Raw genomic sequence first — 17,057 nt, 5'->3', positions numbered from 1 at the left:
AATTGCCAAAGAATTGGAATTAGATTTAATTCATACACATACTGAATTTGGTGCGGGTATTTTAGGGAAAATGGTTGGGAAAAAAATGAAAATTCCTGTCATCCATACGTATCATACGATGTATGAAGATTACTTACATTATATTGCTAAAGGAAAAGTTGTCCGTCCATCACATGTTAAATTCTTTTCAAGAGTGTTTACAAATCATACGACAGGTGTTGTTTGTCCCAGTGAACGTGTAATTGAAAAATTACGGGATTATGGAGTGACCGCACCAATGAGAATTATTCCAACAGGGATCGAAATTGATAAGTTTTTACGTCCCGATATTACTGAAGAAATGATCGCTGGAATGCGTCAACAATTAGGTATTGAAGAGCAACAGATTATGTTGTTATCGTTAAGTCGAATTTCTTATGAAAAAAATATTCAAGCAATTATTCAAGGATTACCACAAATTATTGAAAAATTACCACAAACTCGTTTAGTAATAGTTGGAAATGGTCCCTATTTAGAGGATTTAAAAGAATTAGCAGAAGAACTAGAAGTCAGTGAATACGTTCAATTTACGGGTGAAGTGCCAAATGAAGAAGTCGCGATTTATTATAAAGCTGCTGACTATTTTGTCAGCGCCTCAACGTCGGAAACACAAGGCTTAACTTATACAGAAGCGATGGCCGCTGGCGTTCAATGTGTTGCAGAAGGGAACGCCTATTTAAATAATTTATTTGATCATGAAAGCTTAGGCAAAACTTTTAAGACAGACAGTGATTTTGCCCCAACATTGATTGACTATATACAAGCAAATATTAAAATGGACCAAACTATTTTAGATGAAAAATTATTTGAAATTTCTTCTACAAACTTTGGCAACAAAATGATTGAATTTTATCAAGATACATTGATTTACTTTGATCAACTTCAAATGGAAAAAGAAAATGCGGACTCAATTAAAAAAATTAAAGTAAAATTTACATCTTTAAGAAAATAAACTGCAAAACTTTCCTCCTTCGTTTATACTGAAGGAGGAAAGTTTTTTATTTTAAGAACGGAGGAAGCTACTATGTCTAAAATCGGCTTTATTGGAACGGGTGTCATGGGGAAATCAATTATTCGTAACATGATGAAAAACAATTTATCTGTCAATGTTTACAATCGAACAAAAAGTAAAACAGATGATTTAGTTGCTGAAGGAGCAGTTTGGTATGATACGCCAAAAGCAATTGCGGAAGCGAGTGATATCATTTTTACAATGGTTGGCTTTCCTTCAGATGTTGAAGGCGTGTATTTTAATGAAACAGGGATTTTTCAAGCAGATCTTACAGGTAAAATAGTAGTAGATTTAACCACAAGTACGCCGACCTTGGCTGAAAAGATTGCCAAAAAAGCAGCAGAAGTGGGTGCTCATGCGTTGGATGCGCCAGTTTCTGGTGGTGACTTAGGTGCTAAAAATGGTACTTTAACAATTATGGTTGGTGGCGATCAAGAAAGTTATGAGACCGTCTTACCAATTTTCAAAACATTTGGCAAAACGTTTATGCTACATGGCTCAGCTGGAAAAGGGCAACACACTAAGATGGCGAATCAGTTAATGATTGCAGGCACAATGACCGGGTTGACTGAAATGCTCGTTTATGCAAATGCGACAGGATTAACTTTAGAAAAAGTTCTGGAAACAGTCGGTGGTGGTAGTGCTGCGAACTGGTCATTAAGTAATTATGGACCGCGTATTTTAAAAGAAGATTATACGCCAGGCTTTTTTGTTAAACATTTTATCAAAGATTTAAAGATTGCGTTAGATGAAGCAAAAAAACTTGACCTTCCATTGCCAGCGACGCAAAAAGCGACAGAATTATATGAAAGCCTTGCAGATAAAGGGTTTGAAAATGATGGCACACAGGCCTTAATTAAGCTTTGGTGGACAGATGGCAAGCAACCAACGAATAAAAATTAAAGAACAACAAAAAAATCAAAAAAAATGACGAAAAATCATGCAAGTTAGGCAATGTTTTGTTACAATGGTACAGAACTAGTTTGCAAAAGGAGGCCCACTGATGAAACATTCACAACTTGTGGCGATTATTAAGAGACTGGAAGCAATGATCGAAGCAGCAGATAATGAAGTACAAGTACGCCGCTTTGAACGTGAAGGCGTAGAGAAATGTATTGTAAGTTTTGATAAATCAACAGAAACATTTGAATTAACAGAATCTGATACGCACCAAAGCTATCAATTCGATAACATCGATATTGTAGCAATGGAAATTTACGACTTAATTCAATAATTAATCGTCCTACATTTTAATAAGGGAGTGGAGTAGAAGCACCAAAGCTTCTGGTTCACTCTCTTCTCGTATTATCCAGTCAAGTTGTAGCAATAGCTTAGTGGGAGTTTAAGAATTATATAACAAAAATCACTGGTACTTCTCAATCAGGGGAGTGCCAGTGATGCTTTTTAGTTGCACTTCTTTCCATTTTCTGTGAAAATAGTTTGGGTATCAAAGTAATTGATCCTTTTTTTAAAAGCCTCGTCCCTTGAAAATGCGCCTTTTTTGAAATATTTGAAGAATATTTCATTAAAAATATAGAAAATTCTCTTGCATTCTTTGCTTATTTACGATATAGTTTGAACATCAAATGTTTTGATAATCAAAGTATATGGATGGTGCACAGAATGGAACCTAATTTAGAAACAGTCAACGATTACTTAGTCAGTGTCTTTAATGACATCTTAACGATTGAAGAATCTGAATTGAAAAAATCACAATTTAATGATTTATCCATTACGGAGATGCACACAATCGAAGCAATTGGTATGTACAAGAAAAAAACGTCTTCAGAAGTAGCCAAGGAACTGTCAATTACCGTCGGAACACTTACTGTAGCGATTAACAACTTAGTTAAAAAAGGCTATGTTGAACGTTTGCGTAGTGAAGATGATCGACGTGTAGTAAAGCTTGGCTTAACTAAAAAAGGAAAATTACTTTTTAGAGTCCATCAGCATTTTCATCGTGAAATGGTTAAAAACATTTTGAAAGGCATGGAGCAAGAAGAAGAACAAGCGCTGTTAAGAGCACTAAAAAATCTTCATGATTTCTTGCAAGAATACAAATAAAAAGTGAGGATCCCCATGAAGAATTATGCACGAATTAATTGTACAAGCCGTTATGTTCCAGAGAATTGTGTCACGAATCACCAACTGAGTGAAATGATGGATACCTCTGATGAATGGATACATTCGCGAACAGGCATTAGTGAACGTCGTATCGTTACGCAAGAAAATACGTCTGATTTATGTCATCAAGTCGCAAAACAGTTATTGGAAAAATCTGGAAAGCAAGCAAGTGAGATTGACTTTATTTTAGTTGCAACAGTGACACCAGATTTCAATATGCCTTCTGTTGCTTGCCAAGTGCAAGGCGCAATTGGCGCCACTGAGGCCTTTGCTTTTGACATCAGTGCAGCGTGTTCTGGTTTTGTCTATGCCTTAAGCATGGCAGAAAAACTAGTCTTAAGTGGTCGTTATCATACAGGTCTAGTAATTGGTGGCGAAACATTTTCCAAAATGTTGGATTGGACCGATCGCTCCACAGCGGTGCTTTTCGGTGATGGGGCTGCCGGCGTCTTGATTGAAGCGGCTGAGACACCGCATTTTCTAAATGAAAAATTACAAGCAGATGGACAACGGTGGGCGGCTTTAACTTCAGGCTACACGATCAACGAAAGTCCTTTTTATCAGGGGCATGAGCAGGCTAGTAAGACGCTACAGATGGAAGGACGTAGTATTTTTGATTTTGCGATTAAAGATGTTTCACAAAATATTTTATCACTCGTGACGGACGAAACCGTGGATTATCTTCTACTACATCAAGCAAATGTGCGCATTATCGATAAAATTGCACGTAAGACGAAGATTTCCCGCGAGAAGTTTTTAACGAATATGGATAAATATGGCAATACCTCAGCTGCTAGCATTCCCATCTTGTTGGATGAAGCAGTTGAAAATGGGACCTTAATTTTAGGTTCCCAACAACGCGTGGTGCTAACAGGATTTGGCGGCGGCTTAACATGGGGCTCACTGCTCCTAACGCTGTAAAAAACTGTTCACATATAAATGAAGAAAATGACTATTTTGGAGGAATATACACATGGTATTTGAAAAAATTCAAGCAATTATCGTAGAAGAATTAGGAAAAGATGCTGAAGAGGTACAATTAACTACAAACATTCAAGAAGAATTAGACGCGGATAGCTTAGATTTATTCCAAATCATTAACGAAATCGAAGATGAATTTGATGTGAAAATCGAAACAGAAGATGGCATCCAAACCGTTCAAGATTTAGTAACATATGTAGAAAAACAACAAGCAAACTAATACATGAAAATAGGGGGCTGGGACATTTAATTGCTAAATGACCCAGTCCCTAAAAAAACAAGTAAATAAGCCGGAAAAATCCTTTTTTACTTGAATGAAGTGTACTTATCTTAGAACTAAAGGACGTATAAAATCAATGAATCAACAGTTATGTGAGTTGCTTGGAATCAATTATCCCATTTTTCAAGGCGGTATGGCTTGGGTAGCCGATGCTTCATTAGCAAGTGCCGTGTCAAACGCTGGTGGATTAGGGATTATTGCTGGCGGCAATGCCCCAAAAGAAGTCGTAAAAAAAGAAATTAAAAAAGTTAAAGAATTAACGGAGCAACCCTTTGGTGTCAATATCATGTTACTTTCACCTTTTGTCGATGAAATTGTCGATTTGGTTTGTGAAGAACAGGTTCCTGTCGTAACGACAGGTGCGGGCAATCCAGCCAAATACATGGCTCGCTTTAAAGAACATAACATTAAAGTAATCCCAGTAGTTCCTTCAGTTGCTTTAGCAAAAAGAATGGAAAAAATTGGTGCCGATGCTGTCATTTTTGAAGGAATGGAAGCTGGTGGACATATTGGCAAGTTAACCACTATGAGTGGCTTACCGCAAATCGTTGACGCTGTGTCAATTCCTGTGATTGCAGCAGGTGGGATTGGTGATGGTCGTGGTATGGTTGCTGCCTTTATGTTAGGTGCTGAAGCAGTCCAGTTAGGCACACGTTTTTTAATTGCAAAAGAATGCAACGTTCATCCAGATTATAAACAGAAAGTTTTAAAGGCACGTGATTTAGATGCAGTAATTACCTGTCAACATTTTGGCCATCCAGTGCGTACTTTAAAAAATAAATTAACCGCTCAATATAATCAATTAGAAAAGCAAGAACTTCAAAAAGAAGTACCTGATTTAGAAATGTTTGAAAAGATTGGTCAAGGCGCTTTGCGCAAAGCTGTCGTTGACGGGGATATGGATTACGGTTCCGTCATGGCGGGACAAATTGCCGGGTTAATAAAAAAAGAAGAAACAGCCCAAGAAATCATTGATTCACTCATGTCTGAATGCAAAGCGATTGTACATAAGATGAATCAGCGTTGGGGCTAAGTGAATAATTTTAACAAAAAATGAGGTGTCGTATGAAAACAGCGATTTTATTTAGTGGACAAGGAGCCCAGTATCAAGGGATGGGTGAAGAATTATATCACCAAGAAGCGATTGTTCGGGAAACTTTCGATGAAGCAAGTCATATCTTAGGTTATGAGATGGCAGAACTTTGTTTTACTGAAAATGAACGTTTAAATGAAACAGAATATACGCAACCTGCTATTTTAACAGTCAGTGTCGCATTTTACCGTCTTTTGCAACAAAAAGGACTAACACCTGATGTCGTAGCGGGTTTAAGCTTAGGGGAATACAGTGCTTTGGTTGCCAGCGGGGCTTTGCGTTTTTCAGAAGCAGTGGCCTTGGTCCAAAAGCGCGGTCAGTACATGACAGACGCAGCACCACAAGGAACTGGCAAAATGGTTGCTGTCATGAATGCTGAGCGTGAAGTAATTGAAAAAGCCTGTCAAGAAGCCAGTACTTTCGGAATTGTGGCTCCAGCAAATTATAATACACCACAACAAATCGTGATTGGTGGTGAGGTTGCTGCTGTTGATCAAGCGATGATACTTCTCAAAGAAGCTGGTGTGAAGCGAATGATTCCGTTAAATGTGAGTGGTCCTTTCCATACGGCACTGTTACAACCAGCATCAAAAAAATTGGCTCAGGATTTAGCAAAATTGAACTTTCAAACGATGCAAATTCCTGTCATTAGTAATACGACTGCCGAAATTATGCCCCAAGAGGCAATTCAAGCGTTATTGGAAAAGCAAGTCATGTCTGCGGTACGTTTTGAAGACAGTATCGAAACGATGAAGGCTATGAACGTAGGAACGATGATTGAAGTTGGTCCAGGGAAAACATTAACTGGTTTTGTTAAAAAAATTGACAAAACAATTGAAATGCACCGTGTGGAAGATGTTGCAACATTAACAGAAACGTTAACAGCACTTACTGGGAGGTAAAAAATGGAATTAACAGGAAAAAACGTATTTATTACTGGAAGCACTCGTGGGATTGGCAAAGCAGTTGCGTTGGCTTTTGCGAAAGAGGGCGCCAATATTGTTTTAAACGGTCGGAGTGAGATTACGCCAGAACAACGACAAGAAATTGAAGCCTTTGGGGTAAAATGTATTGGCCTTTCTGGAGATATTTCCGATTTTGATGCAGCAGGTGAGATGATTCAAGCAACTGTTGACCAATTAGGCTCGATTGATATTCTGGTGAATAACGCTGGGATTACGAATGATAAATTATTATTACGAATGACAAAAGAGGATTTTAATGCCTGTTTAGATATTAACTTGGTAGGAACTTTTAACATGACCCAACAAGCGGTTAAACGTATGATGAAACAACGAAGTGGTCGGATTATTAATATGGCTAGCGTTTCTGGTTTAATGGGAAATGTTGGTCAAGCAAACTACGCTGCGAGTAAAGCCGGTGTCGTAGGTTTTACTAAATCGGTGGCACGAGAAGTTGCGCCGCGCGGTATTACCTGCAATGCGATTGCACCAGGGTTTATCCAAACAGAAATGACGGATGTTTTATCGGAAAAAGTTAAAACACAAATGAATGCGCAAATTCCCTTACAAACGTTTGGGCAAGTCGAAGATGTCGCAGCTACAGCGATATTCTTAGCTAAAAGTCCCTATATTACTGGGCAAGTCGTGAATGTTGATGGCGGCTTAGTCATGCACGGATAAACGAAAGGAGTCAAAAGGATGAATCGAGTAGTTATTACCGGTTACGGTGTCACCTCGCCGATTGGCAATGAACCTGAGACTTTTTTAGAAAGTTTGAAAACAGGGGAAAATGGTATCGGACCGATTAGTAAATTTGATGTTAGTGAAACAGGTGTCACCTTAGCAGCTGAAGTGAAAGACTTTCCAATGGAAAAATATTTTGTTAAAAAAGATGGCAAACGCATGGATAAGTTTTCGTTATTTGGCATTTATGCGGCCTTAGAAGCAATGGCTATGAGTGGCTTGGATACCAGTCAACTAGATGTGGATCGGTTTGGCGTCATGGTGGGTTCCGGGATTGGTGGTTTGGAAACAATTCAAAATCAAGTAATTCGGATGCACGACAAAGGACCTGAACGTGTGGCACCGTTATTTATTCCAATGGCGATTGGAAACATGGTGGCGGGAAATATTGCTTTACGTGTTGGTGCCAAAGGAATTTGTACGTCAACAGTGACGGCTTGTGCTAGTGCAACTCATTCAATTGGGGAAGCGTTCCGCAATATCAAACATGGCTACTCCGATGTCATTATTGCTGGTGGAGCAGAAGCGCCTATTACAGAAATCGGTATTTCAGGATTTGCTTCCTTGACCGCTTTAACAAAGGCGACTGATCCAGAAAAAGCCTCAATTCCCTTTGATAAAGAACGTAGTGGATTTGTGATGGGAGAAGGAGCGGGTGTCTTTATTTTAGAATCATTAGATCATGCTCTAGAACGAGGCGCAACTATTTTAGGTGAAGTGGTTGGCTATGGTGCTAATTGCGATGCCTATCATATGACATCGCCAACACCAGATGGGAGCGGCGCAGCGAAAGCCATGGTACTAGCAATGGAAGAAGCGGGGATTTCTCCAGAAAAAATTGGCTATATTAACGCCCATGGAACAAGCACACAAGCTAATGACAGTGCAGAATCTAAAGCAATTGAATTGGCTTTAGGTGATGCCGCAAAAACGGCGTATGTAAGTAGTACAAAGAGTATGACGGGACATCTCTTAGGCGCCGCTGGTGGAATTGAAGGAATTGCTACCCTAAATGCTTTACAACATCAATTTATTCCGCCAACCATTAATGTGGAAAATCAAGATGAAGCAATTACGGTGAACGTTGTTTTAAACGAAAGCAAAGAGCATAAATTTGATTATGCTTTAAGTAACTCGCTAGGCTTTGGTGGCCACAATGCAGTTATTTGCTTAAAACGCTGGGAGGATTAACATGCAGTTAGAAGAAGTAAAAGCACTATTAACACAATTTGATCAATCAACTTTAACCGAATTTGATTTACGAGAAGGCTCGTTTGAATTATATATGAATAAAAATACAGTTTCTGGACGAAGTGCCGTAGAACCAGTGGCGCAACCACAAGAAACACCAGTAGCCGCTAGTGGTGTGTCAGTGCCTGTTGAAACAGTTTCTGTCGTTGAAGAAACGCCAACCAATACACCGACAGCCAATGAAAAGACAGAAGAAATTACGTCACCTATTGTAGGAATCGTTTATTTACAACCAGCACCAGATAAAGAGAACTTTGTCAAAGTAGGAGACACTGTTAAAACGGGTGACGTTGTGTGTATCGTTGAAGCGATGAAATTAATGAATGAAATTACGGCGACAGTTGACGGCGTGATCACCGAAGTGTTAGTCAACAATGAAGATGTGGTTGAATTTGGTCAGCCGCTATTCCGAGTTGCTAAAGGAGAATAAAACATGAAATTAACAATTACAGAAATTCAAGAAATTTTACCACATCGCTATCCCTTTTTATTATTAGATAGTGTTGAAGAAGTCATTCCTGGGGAACGCGTTGTAGCGAAAAAGAATGTAACGGTTAATGAGCAAGTTTTTCAAGGTCATTTTCCTGGGAATCCTGTTTTGCCAGGAGTTTTAATTATTGAATCGTTGGCTCAAGCAGGCGCCGTGGCATTACTTTCAATGCCTGAATTCAAAGGGAAAACGGCATACTTTGGTGGATTAGATAAAGCAAAATTTAGACAAAAGGTAACACCAGGCGACACATTAATTTTAGAGGTTGAACTTTTAAAAGTCCGCGCTTCTGCTGGAATGGGTAAAGGTGTGGCAAAAGTTAATGGAAAAAAAGTTGCCGAGGCTGAATTAACCTTTATGATTGGATAGGTGAAAAATGTTTTCGAAAGTATTAATCGCAAACCGCGGAGAAATCGCTGTTCGTATTATTCGTGCCTGTCGCGAATTAGGCGTTCAAACAGTTGCTGTTTACTCTGAAGCGGATCAAGAAGCGTTACACACACAGTTAGCAGATGAAGCCATTTGTATTGGACCGGCGAAAGCAACTGATTCTTATTTAAATGTTCAAGCTGTTTTAAGTGCAGCGATTGTTACCAATGCTGAAGCGATTCATCCAGGGTTTGGTTTCTTATCTGAAAATAGTCAATTTGCTTCAATGTGCGAAGAATGTAACATTACTTTTATCGGTCCTAAAGCAGAAACGATTGATGCAATGGGCAATAAAATAAACGCACGTCAACTGATGCAAAAAGCCAAGGTACCTGTTATTCCTGGGAGTGATGGCGTCATTGATTCTGTCGAAGAAGCGTTGACGATTGCTGAAAAAATTGGTTACCCAGTGATGTTAAAGGCAGCTGCTGGTGGTGGCGGAAAAGGAATCCGAAAAGTTCTTTCAAAAGAAGAGTTACCGAAACACTTTACTTCAGCGCAGCAAGAAGCCAAAGCCGCATTTGGTAATGATGATATGTATTTAGAAAAAATTATTTATCCAGCACGTCATATCGAAGTGCAAATTCTAGGTGATCAATATGGGCATGTGATTCACTTAGGGGAACGTGATTGCTCACTACAAAGAAATAATCAAAAAGTGTTAGAAGAATCACCATCGATTGCTATTTCTGAAGAAAAGCGTCAGATGTTAGGCGAAACGGCCGTTCGAGCGGCACAAGCTGTGCATTATGAAAATGCCGGAACCATTGAATTTTTGATGGATCCAGCTGGCGACTTTTATTTCATGGAAATGAATACCCGCATCCAAGTCGAACATCCAGTTACGGAAATGGTAACAGGGATTGATTTAGTCAAAGCACAATTAGAAATTGCTTCAGGTGAACCTTTAGGCTATACCCAAGAGGATGTTACCATGACTGGGCATGCGATTGAGTGCCGAATTAACGCTGAAAATCCTGCCTTTAATTTTGCTCCTTCACCAGGTAAAATTCAAAATCTCTTGTTGCCTAGTGGTGGAATGGGCTTGCGTGTAGACAGCGCTATGTATTCAGGGTATTCAATTCCGCCTTATTATGATTCAATGATTGCGAAAGTCATCGTACATGGTGAAAATCGTTTTGATGCCTTGATGAAAATGCAAAGGGCTTTAAATGAAATTGTAACAGAAGGTATTATTACGAATGCCGAATTCCAATTAGATTTAATTACACATGACAATGTTTTGACAGGTGACTATGACACAAGCTTTTTACAAGAAACATTTCTACCAAATTGGGAGCCAGAAAGCAATCATTAAAGAAAGAACGCCGCAAGAGCTCTCTTGCTTGGAAAGATCAGTGATCTTTTGAAAGGAGCTGAGCTCTTGCCGCTAAAATACGAGGAGTAAGCAAATGGCATTATTTAAAAAGAAAAATTACATTCGCATTAATCCAAATCGTGCTGATGCAAATGATGCATCAAAGAAGCCTTCTGTTCCAGATAATATGTGGGCAAAATGCCCTTCTTGTAAGCGAACACTGTATACAAAAGAAATGGGTGCAGAAAAAATCTGTCCGCATTGTGGCTATAGTTTTCGGATTGGTGCATGGGAACGATTAGCGATAACCGTTGATGAAAAGAGTTTCCACAATTGGGACAGTGAATTAGTAACAAAAGATCCACTAAATTTTCCTGGTTATCTTGAAAAAATTGAAAAAATGCAAGAAAAAACTGGGCTAGATGAAGCTGTCTTAACGGGAGAAGCAACAATTGAAGGACAAGCTGTTGCAATTGGAATCATGGACGCTAATTTTATCATGGGCAGTATGGGAACGATTGTTGGTGAAAAAATCACACGCTTGTTTGAGCGGGCGACAGAAAAGCATTTACCAGTGGTGATTTTCACTGCATCTGGTGGTGCCCGTATGCAAGAAGGAATTTTTTCATTGATGCAAATGGCGAAAATTTCGGCCGCTTTGCAACGGCATAACAAAGCAGGCTTGCTGTATCTTACGGTATTGACTGATCCAACGACTGGCGGTGTTACCGCAAGTTTTGCGATGGATGGCGATATTATTTTGGCAGAGCCTCAGAGTTTAATCGGTTTTGCTGGCCGCCGTGTAATTGAACAAACGATTCGTCAAGAGTTGCCAGATGATTTTCAAAAGGCCGAGTTTCTTTTAGAACATGGTTTTGTAGATCAGATTGTGCCAAGAAATCTTTTGCGTCAACGATTGAGCGACTTGTTACGTTTACATTCTTTGGAAGGGTGGCGCTAACATGGAAAAGAAAACAGCCAATGATGTTGTTACCTTGGCAAGAGCCCAAGATCGTTTGACAACTTTAGAATATATAGAAGCAATTTTTGAGGACTTTTTAGAATTTCATGGGGATCGTTACTTTGCCGATGATTTAGCTGTAGTCGGTGGTGTTGCTACTTTGCAAGGGAAACCAGTTACAGTGGTAGGTATCCAAAAAGGTCGAAATCTACCAGAAAATATTGAACGTAATTTTGGTTCACCTAATCCTGAAGGGTATCGCAAAGCGTTACGTTTAATGAAACAAGCAGAAAAATTTAATCGCCCAGTCATTACCTTTGTGAACACTGCTGGTGCCTATTGTGGGATTGGTGCCGAAGAGCGGGGAGAAGGGGAAGCCATTGCGCAAAACCTGTTAGAGATGTCTGATTTGAAAGTGCCAATCATTTCAGTCATCATTGGTGAGGGCGGTAGTGGCGGTGCTTTAGCTTTAGCAGTCGCAGATGAAGTTTGGATGTTGGAACACACGATTTATGCGGTTCTTTCGCCAGAAGGTTTCGCCTCTATTTTGTGGAAAGATGGCAGTCGTGCGAAAGAAGCAGCAGAATTGATGAAAATCACAGCGACAGAGCTGAAGGAATTAGCTATTGTAGATAAAGTAATTCCAGAAGTTATGAACGGTCAGCCTCTGGAACAAGCAAAAATTAATCGCATGTTACAAAAAGCGTTCATTTCAAAATTAACTGAATTAGCTAAATTAGATACGGAAACATTACTAGAAAAAAGATACCAACGTTTTCGCAAATATTAGAAGTTACTACTCATCAACGAACTTTTCAGGGGTTGATGGGTGGCTTTTTTTATTTTTTCTTTTATTTTACTTGTTCTTTTACAAGGAACGACCGTCCTTTATAGAAATTTTCAGCAAAATGCAGTATAATACAATAGGTAGAGACTGAAGCATAATTGTTTAGTTATGTTTCAGTCTCTTAAAATCGAAGAAACTACATAGTGTCAGTGAGAGGAGTCACGATGTTTTCAAAATATAAACCGACATGGATGATTGATGCGATTTATAAAATTACCCCCGCACAATTAAAAAAACTGGGGATTAAGGCAGTACTAACTGACTTAGATAATACGTTAATTGCTTGGAATAACCCCGATGGAACAGAAGAATTAAAAACTTGGTTATTAGAGATGAAAAATGCAGGAATTACCGTCCTTGTTGTTTCAAACAACAAAGACAGCCGGATTAAACGCGTTGTTGAAAAGTTTGACTTAGATTATGTAGCACGTGCCTTGAAACCAACCGCACGTGGCTTCAAATTAGCAGAAAAAAAATTAGGCTTGAAGCCATCTGAAATGTTAATGGTCGGCGATCAGATTATGACAGATATTCGGGGAGCTAACGCAGCGGGTATACGCAATGTTTTAGTTCAACCGATTGTCGATACAGATGGCTGGAATACTAGAATCAATCGGTTCTTTGAACGGAAAATTATGAAATACTTATCAAAAAAACATCCAGAAATGACATGGAGAGGCGGATTAGAATGACAGAGGCAATTCATTGTATTGGCTGTGGTGCGATTATCCAAACGGAAAATCCTCATGAATTAGGCTATACACCAAAAACAGCTTTCGAAAAAGGAATGGAAACAGGGGAAGTTTATTGCCAACGTTGTTTTCGCTTAAGACATTATAATGACATTCAAGATGTCCAATTAACAGATGATGACTTTTTACGTTTATTGAATGGTTTAGGAACAGAAGATGCACTGATTGTGAACGTAGTGGATATTTTTGACTTTAATGGCTCTCTTATTCCAGGACTACATCGTTTTATCGGAGATAATCCTGTGTTGTTAGTTGGCAATAAAGTGGATATTTTGCCTAAATCATTAAAAAAACCTAAAATGGTTCAATGGATGAGAGAACGGGCCCATGAAGCAGGATTACGCCCTGTTGATGTTTTACTAACAAGTGGCAAGAAACCACAAGAAATGCAAGAGTTATTAGATACAATCGAAAAATATCGTGAAGGCCGAGACGTTTATGTCGTAGGTGTGACCAATGTTGGAAAATCAACATTAATCAATCAAATCATTCAACAAACAGTGGGTGTTCAAGATGTGATTACGACATCACAATTTCCTGGAACAACGCTAGATAAAATTGAAATTCCATTAGACGATGGCCACTTCTTAATCGATACGCCGGGAATTATTCACCGTCATCAAATGGCACATTACCTAGGTAAAAAAGACTTGAAAATTATTGCACCGCAAAAAGAAATCAAACCAAAAGTTTACCAATTAAATGCTGAACAAACCTTGTTTTTAGGTGGCTTGGCTCGCTTTGATTATGTCCAAGGTGCTAAAAGTTCCTTCATTGCCTACGTTTCCAATGACTTAAATTTACACCGAACAAAAACAGCAACCGCCGATGCTTTTTATGAAAAACATGTTGGTGGCTTATTGCAGCCTCCACGTGCCGATGAAGTCGCTGAGTTTCCTGAATTAGTGCGCTTTGAATTTTCCGTGAAAGAAAAAACGGATATTGTGTTTGCTGGTCTGGGTTGGATTACTGTCACAGAACCTGGTGTAGTCGCTGGTTGGGCGCCTAAAGGTGTCGATGTTTTACGTAGAAAAGCATTAATTTAAATTTTAGAGAGAAGGCAAACAATTTGAAACTTAGAGGAAAACAAAAACGTTATTTACGTAGTCAGGCACACCATTTACAACCTATTTTTCAAGTAGGCAAAGGTGGTTTGAATGACGCAATGATTACACAAATTGATGAAGCGTTGGAAAAACGTGAATTGATTAAAATTACGTTATTACAAAATACAGATGAAGTAGCAGAAGAGGTTGCAGAAGAACTAACAGCAGCCATTCATTGCGATGTGGTACAAATTATTGGTCGCGTGTTGGTCTTATTCAAGCCATCAAGTAAAGAAAAATATCAAAAAATTTCAGCAGCAGTCAAAGAGATTTAATATTGGAGGGATGAACAATGGGAGAAAAAAGACAAGCGCGTCAAGGAGCGGACGTTCTCTTGCAAGAGGAACCGTTACGTTTTCAAACAAGAAAGCAAGTCGGCTTGTTAGGTGGTAATTTTAATCCCGTTCATTTAGCACATCTTGTCATGGCCGATCAAGTTCAAAATCAACTAGGTTTGGACAAAGTTTACTTAATGCCTACGTACTTACCACCACATGTAGACGAAAAGAAAACAATTAGCAGCGAACATCGGTTAGCAATGTTAGAACTAGCGGTGTCTGATAATCCCTGCTTAGATATTGAGCCAATTGAATTAATTCGCAAAGGCAAAAGTTACACGTATGATACGATGAAAGCTTTAAAAGAAGCCAATCCAGATACTGATTATTATTTTATAATTGGTGGAGATATGGTGGAATACTTGCCCAAATGGCATCGGATTGATGACTTACTCCATTTAGTTCAATTTGTCGGCATTCGGCGTCCTAATTATCCAACGGAATCTACCTATCCAATTATTTGGGTCGATGTTCCGCAGATGGCGATTAGTTCCACTTTGATTAGACAAAAAGTCAAAAGTGGTTGCTCAACACGCTATCTTCTTCCAGAGAATGTGATAAACTATATTCAAGAGAAGGGACTGTATCAAGATGAGCTGGATAACAAATTATGATGCTGCACAACGTGAATTATTAATGCAAAAAGTTCAAATGCAAATGAGTGAACGCCGCTTTCGCCATGTGTTAGGAGTCGAGGAAACAGCTGTGGCCTTGGCAGCGAAATATGGTGCCGATGAAGCGAAAGCCAGTATTGCTGCTTTGACGCATGATTACGCCAAAGAACGTCCAAACGATGAATTCGAGTTGATTATTCGCCGAGATGGTTTTGATTTGGCTTTATTAAACTATGGCAATGAAATTTGGCATGGCTTAGTTGGGGCGGATATTGTTCAACGGGAATTAGCCATTGATGACGAAGAAATCTTGCAGGCAATTCGTGTGCATACAACTGGGGCTGCTAAGATGAGCTTGCTAGATAAAATTATTTATGTCGCAGATTACATTGAACCAGGACGTGATTTTCCAGGTGTGAAAGAAGCCCGTGAAATTGCCCTTGTTGACTTAGATGCAGCGGTTGCTTATGAAACGAAACATACCTTGTTACATTTGATTGAACAAGAACATAAAATTTATCCAAAAACGTTAGAGACCTACAATCAATGGGTCGTTAATCAAAAATAAAAGAAGAAAGAATTACTAGGAGGGAACTATCATAGATAGCCAGAAAATTTTAGAAATTGCTGTCAAAGCAGCAGATTCAAAACGAGCAGAAGAAATTGTCGCATTAGACGTAAGAGAGATTTCATTATTAGCAGATTATTTTTTAATTTGCCAAGCCAATAGTGAACGTCAAATCAATGCGATTGTTGATGAAATTAACGAACAAGAAGCCAAAAATCAAGTAGAAGTCAAGCGTGTGGAAGGTAAAGAAGGCGGAAAATGGATTTTAATCGATTTAGGCGATGTTATTGTCCATGTATTCCAATCTTCAGAACGTGCCTTTTACAACTTAGAAAAATTATGGTCAGATGCCCCAATGGTTGATCTAAGCGCTTGGGTCGACTAAAATGGCCTATGAAACGTTTGCTTTCGTCTATGACGAAGTGATGGACGAAAGCCTATACCAAAAATGGTTGGATTTTTCCAATCGTCATCTCCCACAAGGAACCCAACAAATTCTTGAAATGGCTTGTGGTACAGGCGCTTTAGCAGTTGATTTTGCAAAAAGTGGTTACGATGTGACAGCCTTAGACTTATCAGAAGAAATGTTGATGATTGCTAGTGAACGAGCTTTTGAAGAAGAAGTGCCAGTTCAATTTGTTCAGGGAAATATGCTAGATTTATCTGAAGTGGGACAATACCAAGCCATCACTTGTTTTTCTGATTCACTGTGCTACATGGCTAATCGCCAAGAAGTACAACAAGTGTTCGATGAAGTTTATCAAGCGTTAGAAGAGGAAGGAACGTTCATTTTTGATGTTCATTCTACTTACAAAATTGATTCAGTTTTTCCAGAATATAGCTATCATTATCAAACAGAAGAATTTGCTTTTCTATGGGATAGTTACGCTGGTGAAAAAGAACACAGCATCGAACATTTCTTAACATTTTTTGTGAAAGAACAGGAAACAGATGAACACTTTGTTCGGTATGATGAATTGCATCAAGAACGAACCTATTCGTTAGATAACTATCTACGAATGTTAGAAAGTGCTGGTTTCATGAATGTCAAAGTTTATGCAGATTTTACAGATGAAGCACCAACTGAAACAAGTGAACGCTGGTTCTTTGTTTGTCAAAGAGATTAATAAGATTTGGCTTATGAGCTT

General features: G+C 38.9%; 22 protein-coding genes (1 of these 22 running past the window's edge). All 22 read left to right on the top strand.

The window, feature by feature from the left end:
* On the top strand, positions 1–991 hold the 3' portion of the coding sequence (gene bgsB, locus IGM09_RS10885; RefSeq protein ID WP_002389260.1) for a cell wall glycolipid biosynthesis glucosyltransferase BgsB. 233 nt of this gene lie to the left of the window's left edge; the window shows 991 of its 1,224 coding nt (coding positions 234–1,224); its start codon lies beyond the left edge, outside the window; its stop codon occupies positions 989–991.
* A gap of 72 nt (positions 992–1,063) precedes the next feature.
* Positions 1,064–1,954, top strand: a complete 891-nt coding sequence (locus IGM09_RS10880) for an NAD(P)-dependent oxidoreductase (RefSeq protein WP_002359377.1) — start codon at positions 1,064–1,066, stop codon at positions 1,952–1,954.
* A gap of 100 nt (positions 1,955–2,054) precedes the next feature.
* The gene (locus IGM09_RS10875) at positions 2,055–2,285 is read left to right on the top strand and encodes a YkuJ family protein (RefSeq protein ID WP_002379802.1); all 231 of its coding nucleotides are present in this window, start codon (positions 2,055–2,057) and stop codon (positions 2,283–2,285) included.
* A gap of 389 nt (positions 2,286–2,674) precedes the next feature.
* Positions 2,675–3,115, top strand: coding sequence for a fatty acid biosynthesis transcriptional regulator FabT (fabT, locus tag IGM09_RS10870; RefSeq protein WP_002362455.1), 441 nt, complete (start codon positions 2,675–2,677; stop codon positions 3,113–3,115).
* 15 nt (positions 3,116–3,130) lie between these two features.
* Positions 3,131–4,096 (top strand): beta-ketoacyl-ACP synthase III, encoded by a 966-nt coding sequence (locus tag IGM09_RS10865; RefSeq protein ID WP_033625123.1) that lies wholly within the window; start codon positions 3,131–3,133, stop codon positions 4,094–4,096.
* Between the two features lie 52 nt (positions 4,097–4,148).
* A complete protein-coding gene (locus IGM09_RS10860; protein WP_002356278.1) occupies positions 4,149–4,376 on the top strand; it encodes an acyl carrier protein in 228 nt (75 codons plus the stop codon).
* 136 nt (positions 4,377–4,512) lie between these two features.
* Complete coding sequence (fabK, locus tag IGM09_RS10855) at positions 4,513–5,469, top strand: enoyl-[acyl-carrier-protein] reductase FabK (protein WP_010707125.1); 957 nt, start codon at positions 4,513–4,515, stop codon at positions 5,467–5,469.
* 32 nt (positions 5,470–5,501) lie between these two features.
* A complete protein-coding gene (gene fabD, locus IGM09_RS10850) occupies positions 5,502–6,431 on the top strand; it encodes an ACP S-malonyltransferase (protein ID WP_010776118.1) in 930 nt (309 codons plus the stop codon).
* Between the two features lie 3 nt (positions 6,432–6,434).
* Positions 6,435–7,172 (top strand): 3-oxoacyl-[acyl-carrier-protein] reductase, encoded by a 738-nt coding sequence (fabG, locus tag IGM09_RS10845; RefSeq protein WP_002356283.1) that lies wholly within the window; start codon positions 6,435–6,437, stop codon positions 7,170–7,172.
* 18 nt (positions 7,173–7,190) lie between these two features.
* A complete protein-coding gene (gene fabF, locus IGM09_RS10840; RefSeq protein ID WP_010776117.1) occupies positions 7,191–8,426 on the top strand; it encodes a beta-ketoacyl-ACP synthase II in 1,236 nt (411 codons plus the stop codon).
* Position 8,427: 1 nt separating this feature from the next.
* On the top strand, positions 8,428–8,916 hold the full coding sequence (accB, locus tag IGM09_RS10835) for an acetyl-CoA carboxylase biotin carboxyl carrier protein (RefSeq protein WP_002397489.1): 489 nt from the start codon (positions 8,428–8,430) through the stop codon (positions 8,914–8,916).
* 3 nt (positions 8,917–8,919) lie between these two features.
* Positions 8,920–9,345: a 3-hydroxyacyl-ACP dehydratase FabZ gene (fabZ, locus tag IGM09_RS10830; RefSeq protein ID WP_002356286.1), complete on the top strand. Its 426-nt coding sequence runs from the start codon at positions 8,920–8,922 to the stop codon at positions 9,343–9,345.
* Positions 9,346–9,352: 7 nt separating this feature from the next.
* Entirely contained in the window at positions 9,353–10,723 is a 1,371-nt protein-coding gene (locus tag IGM09_RS10825; protein WP_002373903.1) for an acetyl-CoA carboxylase biotin carboxylase subunit, read from the top strand.
* 94 nt (positions 10,724–10,817) lie between these two features.
* The gene (accD, locus tag IGM09_RS10820; protein ID WP_002356293.1) at positions 10,818–11,684 is read left to right on the top strand and encodes an acetyl-CoA carboxylase, carboxyltransferase subunit beta; all 867 of its coding nucleotides are present in this window, start codon (positions 10,818–10,820) and stop codon (positions 11,682–11,684) included.
* Between the two features lies 1 nt (position 11,685).
* The gene (locus tag IGM09_RS10815; protein WP_002362363.1) at positions 11,686–12,474 is read left to right on the top strand and encodes an acetyl-CoA carboxylase carboxyl transferase subunit alpha; all 789 of its coding nucleotides are present in this window, start codon (positions 11,686–11,688) and stop codon (positions 12,472–12,474) included.
* A gap of 221 nt (positions 12,475–12,695) precedes the next feature.
* Complete coding sequence (locus IGM09_RS10810) at positions 12,696–13,223, top strand: YqeG family HAD IIIA-type phosphatase (protein WP_002356296.1); 528 nt, start codon at positions 12,696–12,698, stop codon at positions 13,221–13,223.
* Positions 13,220–14,329 carry a ribosome biogenesis GTPase YqeH gene (gene yqeH / locus IGM09_RS10805; protein WP_002381381.1) on the top strand — a complete coding sequence of 370 codons (1,110 nt, stop codon included), beginning with the start codon at positions 13,220–13,222 and terminating at the stop codon, positions 14,327–14,329. The genes IGM09_RS10810 and yqeH overlap by 4 nt, the downstream gene beginning before the upstream one ends.
* 23 nt (positions 14,330–14,352) lie before the next feature.
* The gene (gene yhbY, locus IGM09_RS10800) at positions 14,353–14,664 is read left to right on the top strand and encodes a ribosome assembly RNA-binding protein YhbY (protein WP_002356298.1); all 312 of its coding nucleotides are present in this window, start codon (positions 14,353–14,355) and stop codon (positions 14,662–14,664) included.
* A 17-nt stretch (positions 14,665–14,681) separates the two neighbouring features.
* Entirely contained in the window at positions 14,682–15,341 is a 660-nt protein-coding gene (locus IGM09_RS10795) for a nicotinate-nucleotide adenylyltransferase (protein WP_002379799.1), read from the top strand.
* On the top strand, positions 15,319–15,909 hold the full coding sequence (gene yqeK / locus IGM09_RS10790) for a bis(5'-nucleosyl)-tetraphosphatase (symmetrical) YqeK (protein WP_002356300.1): 591 nt from the start codon (positions 15,319–15,321) through the stop codon (positions 15,907–15,909). Before IGM09_RS10795 ends, yqeK begins: the two co-directional genes overlap by 23 nt.
* 46 nt (positions 15,910–15,955) lie before the next feature.
* Positions 15,956–16,294: a ribosome silencing factor gene (gene rsfS, locus IGM09_RS10785; protein WP_033072556.1), complete on the top strand. Its 339-nt coding sequence runs from the start codon at positions 15,956–15,958 to the stop codon at positions 16,292–16,294.
* Position 16,295: 1 nt separating this feature from the next.
* The gene (locus IGM09_RS10780; RefSeq protein WP_002356302.1) at positions 16,296–17,036 is read left to right on the top strand and encodes a class I SAM-dependent DNA methyltransferase; all 741 of its coding nucleotides are present in this window, start codon (positions 16,296–16,298) and stop codon (positions 17,034–17,036) included.
* The last annotated feature ends 21 nt before the right edge of the window (positions 17,037–17,057 follow it).

Origin of the sequence: Enterococcus sp. DIV0167, from assembly GCF_050541555.1 — a bacterium.
GTDB lineage: Bacteria > Bacillota > Bacilli > Lactobacillales > Enterococcaceae > Enterococcus > Enterococcus faecalis.
This window is presented reverse-complemented; position numbering and strand designations above follow the sequence as displayed.

What these genes read in the sequence shown, in the direction of transcription:
- IGM09_RS10865 (WP_033625123.1), top strand. Translation starts at nt 3,131, where the DNA reads ATGAAGAATTATGCACGAATTAATTGTACAAGCCGTTATGTTCCAGAG.
- IGM09_RS10810 (WP_002356296.1), top strand. Translation starts at nt 12,696, where the DNA reads ATGTTTTCAAAATATAAACCGACATGGATGATTGATGCGATTTATAAA.
- fabG (WP_002356283.1), top strand. Translation starts at nt 6,435, where the DNA reads ATGGAATTAACAGGAAAAAACGTATTTATTACTGGAAGCACTCGTGGG.
- IGM09_RS10880 (WP_002359377.1), top strand. Translation starts at nt 1,064, where the DNA reads ATGTCTAAAATCGGCTTTATTGGAACGGGTGTCATGGGGAAATCAATT.
- IGM09_RS10780 (WP_002356302.1), top strand. Translation starts at nt 16,296, where the DNA reads ATGGCCTATGAAACGTTTGCTTTCGTCTATGACGAAGTGATGGACGAA.
- IGM09_RS10795 (WP_002379799.1), top strand. Translation starts at nt 14,682, where the DNA reads ATGGGAGAAAAAAGACAAGCGCGTCAAGGAGCGGACGTTCTCTTGCAA.
- fabD (WP_010776118.1), top strand. Translation starts at nt 5,502, where the DNA reads ATGAAAACAGCGATTTTATTTAGTGGACAAGGAGCCCAGTATCAAGGG.
- fabT (WP_002362455.1), top strand. Translation starts at nt 2,675, where the DNA reads ATGGAACCTAATTTAGAAACAGTCAACGATTACTTAGTCAGTGTCTTT.
- yqeH (WP_002381381.1), top strand. Translation starts at nt 13,220, where the DNA reads ATGACAGAGGCAATTCATTGTATTGGCTGTGGTGCGATTATCCAAACG.
- IGM09_RS10860 (WP_002356278.1), top strand. Translation starts at nt 4,149, where the DNA reads ATGGTATTTGAAAAAATTCAAGCAATTATCGTAGAAGAATTAGGAAAA.
- IGM09_RS10815 (WP_002362363.1), top strand. Translation starts at nt 11,686, where the DNA reads ATGGAAAAGAAAACAGCCAATGATGTTGTTACCTTGGCAAGAGCCCAA.
- fabF (WP_010776117.1), top strand. Translation starts at nt 7,191, where the DNA reads ATGAATCGAGTAGTTATTACCGGTTACGGTGTCACCTCGCCGATTGGC.
- fabK (WP_010707125.1), top strand. Translation starts at nt 4,513, where the DNA reads ATGAATCAACAGTTATGTGAGTTGCTTGGAATCAATTATCCCATTTTT.
- IGM09_RS10825 (WP_002373903.1), top strand. Translation starts at nt 9,353, where the DNA reads ATGTTTTCGAAAGTATTAATCGCAAACCGCGGAGAAATCGCTGTTCGT.
- IGM09_RS10875 (WP_002379802.1), top strand. Translation starts at nt 2,055, where the DNA reads ATGAAACATTCACAACTTGTGGCGATTATTAAGAGACTGGAAGCAATG.
- accB (WP_002397489.1), top strand. Translation starts at nt 8,428, where the DNA reads ATGCAGTTAGAAGAAGTAAAAGCACTATTAACACAATTTGATCAATCA.
- accD (WP_002356293.1), top strand. Translation starts at nt 10,818, where the DNA reads ATGGCATTATTTAAAAAGAAAAATTACATTCGCATTAATCCAAATCGT.
- yqeK (WP_002356300.1), top strand. Translation starts at nt 15,319, where the DNA reads ATGAGCTGGATAACAAATTATGATGCTGCACAACGTGAATTATTAATG.
- fabZ (WP_002356286.1), top strand. Translation starts at nt 8,920, where the DNA reads ATGAAATTAACAATTACAGAAATTCAAGAAATTTTACCACATCGCTAT.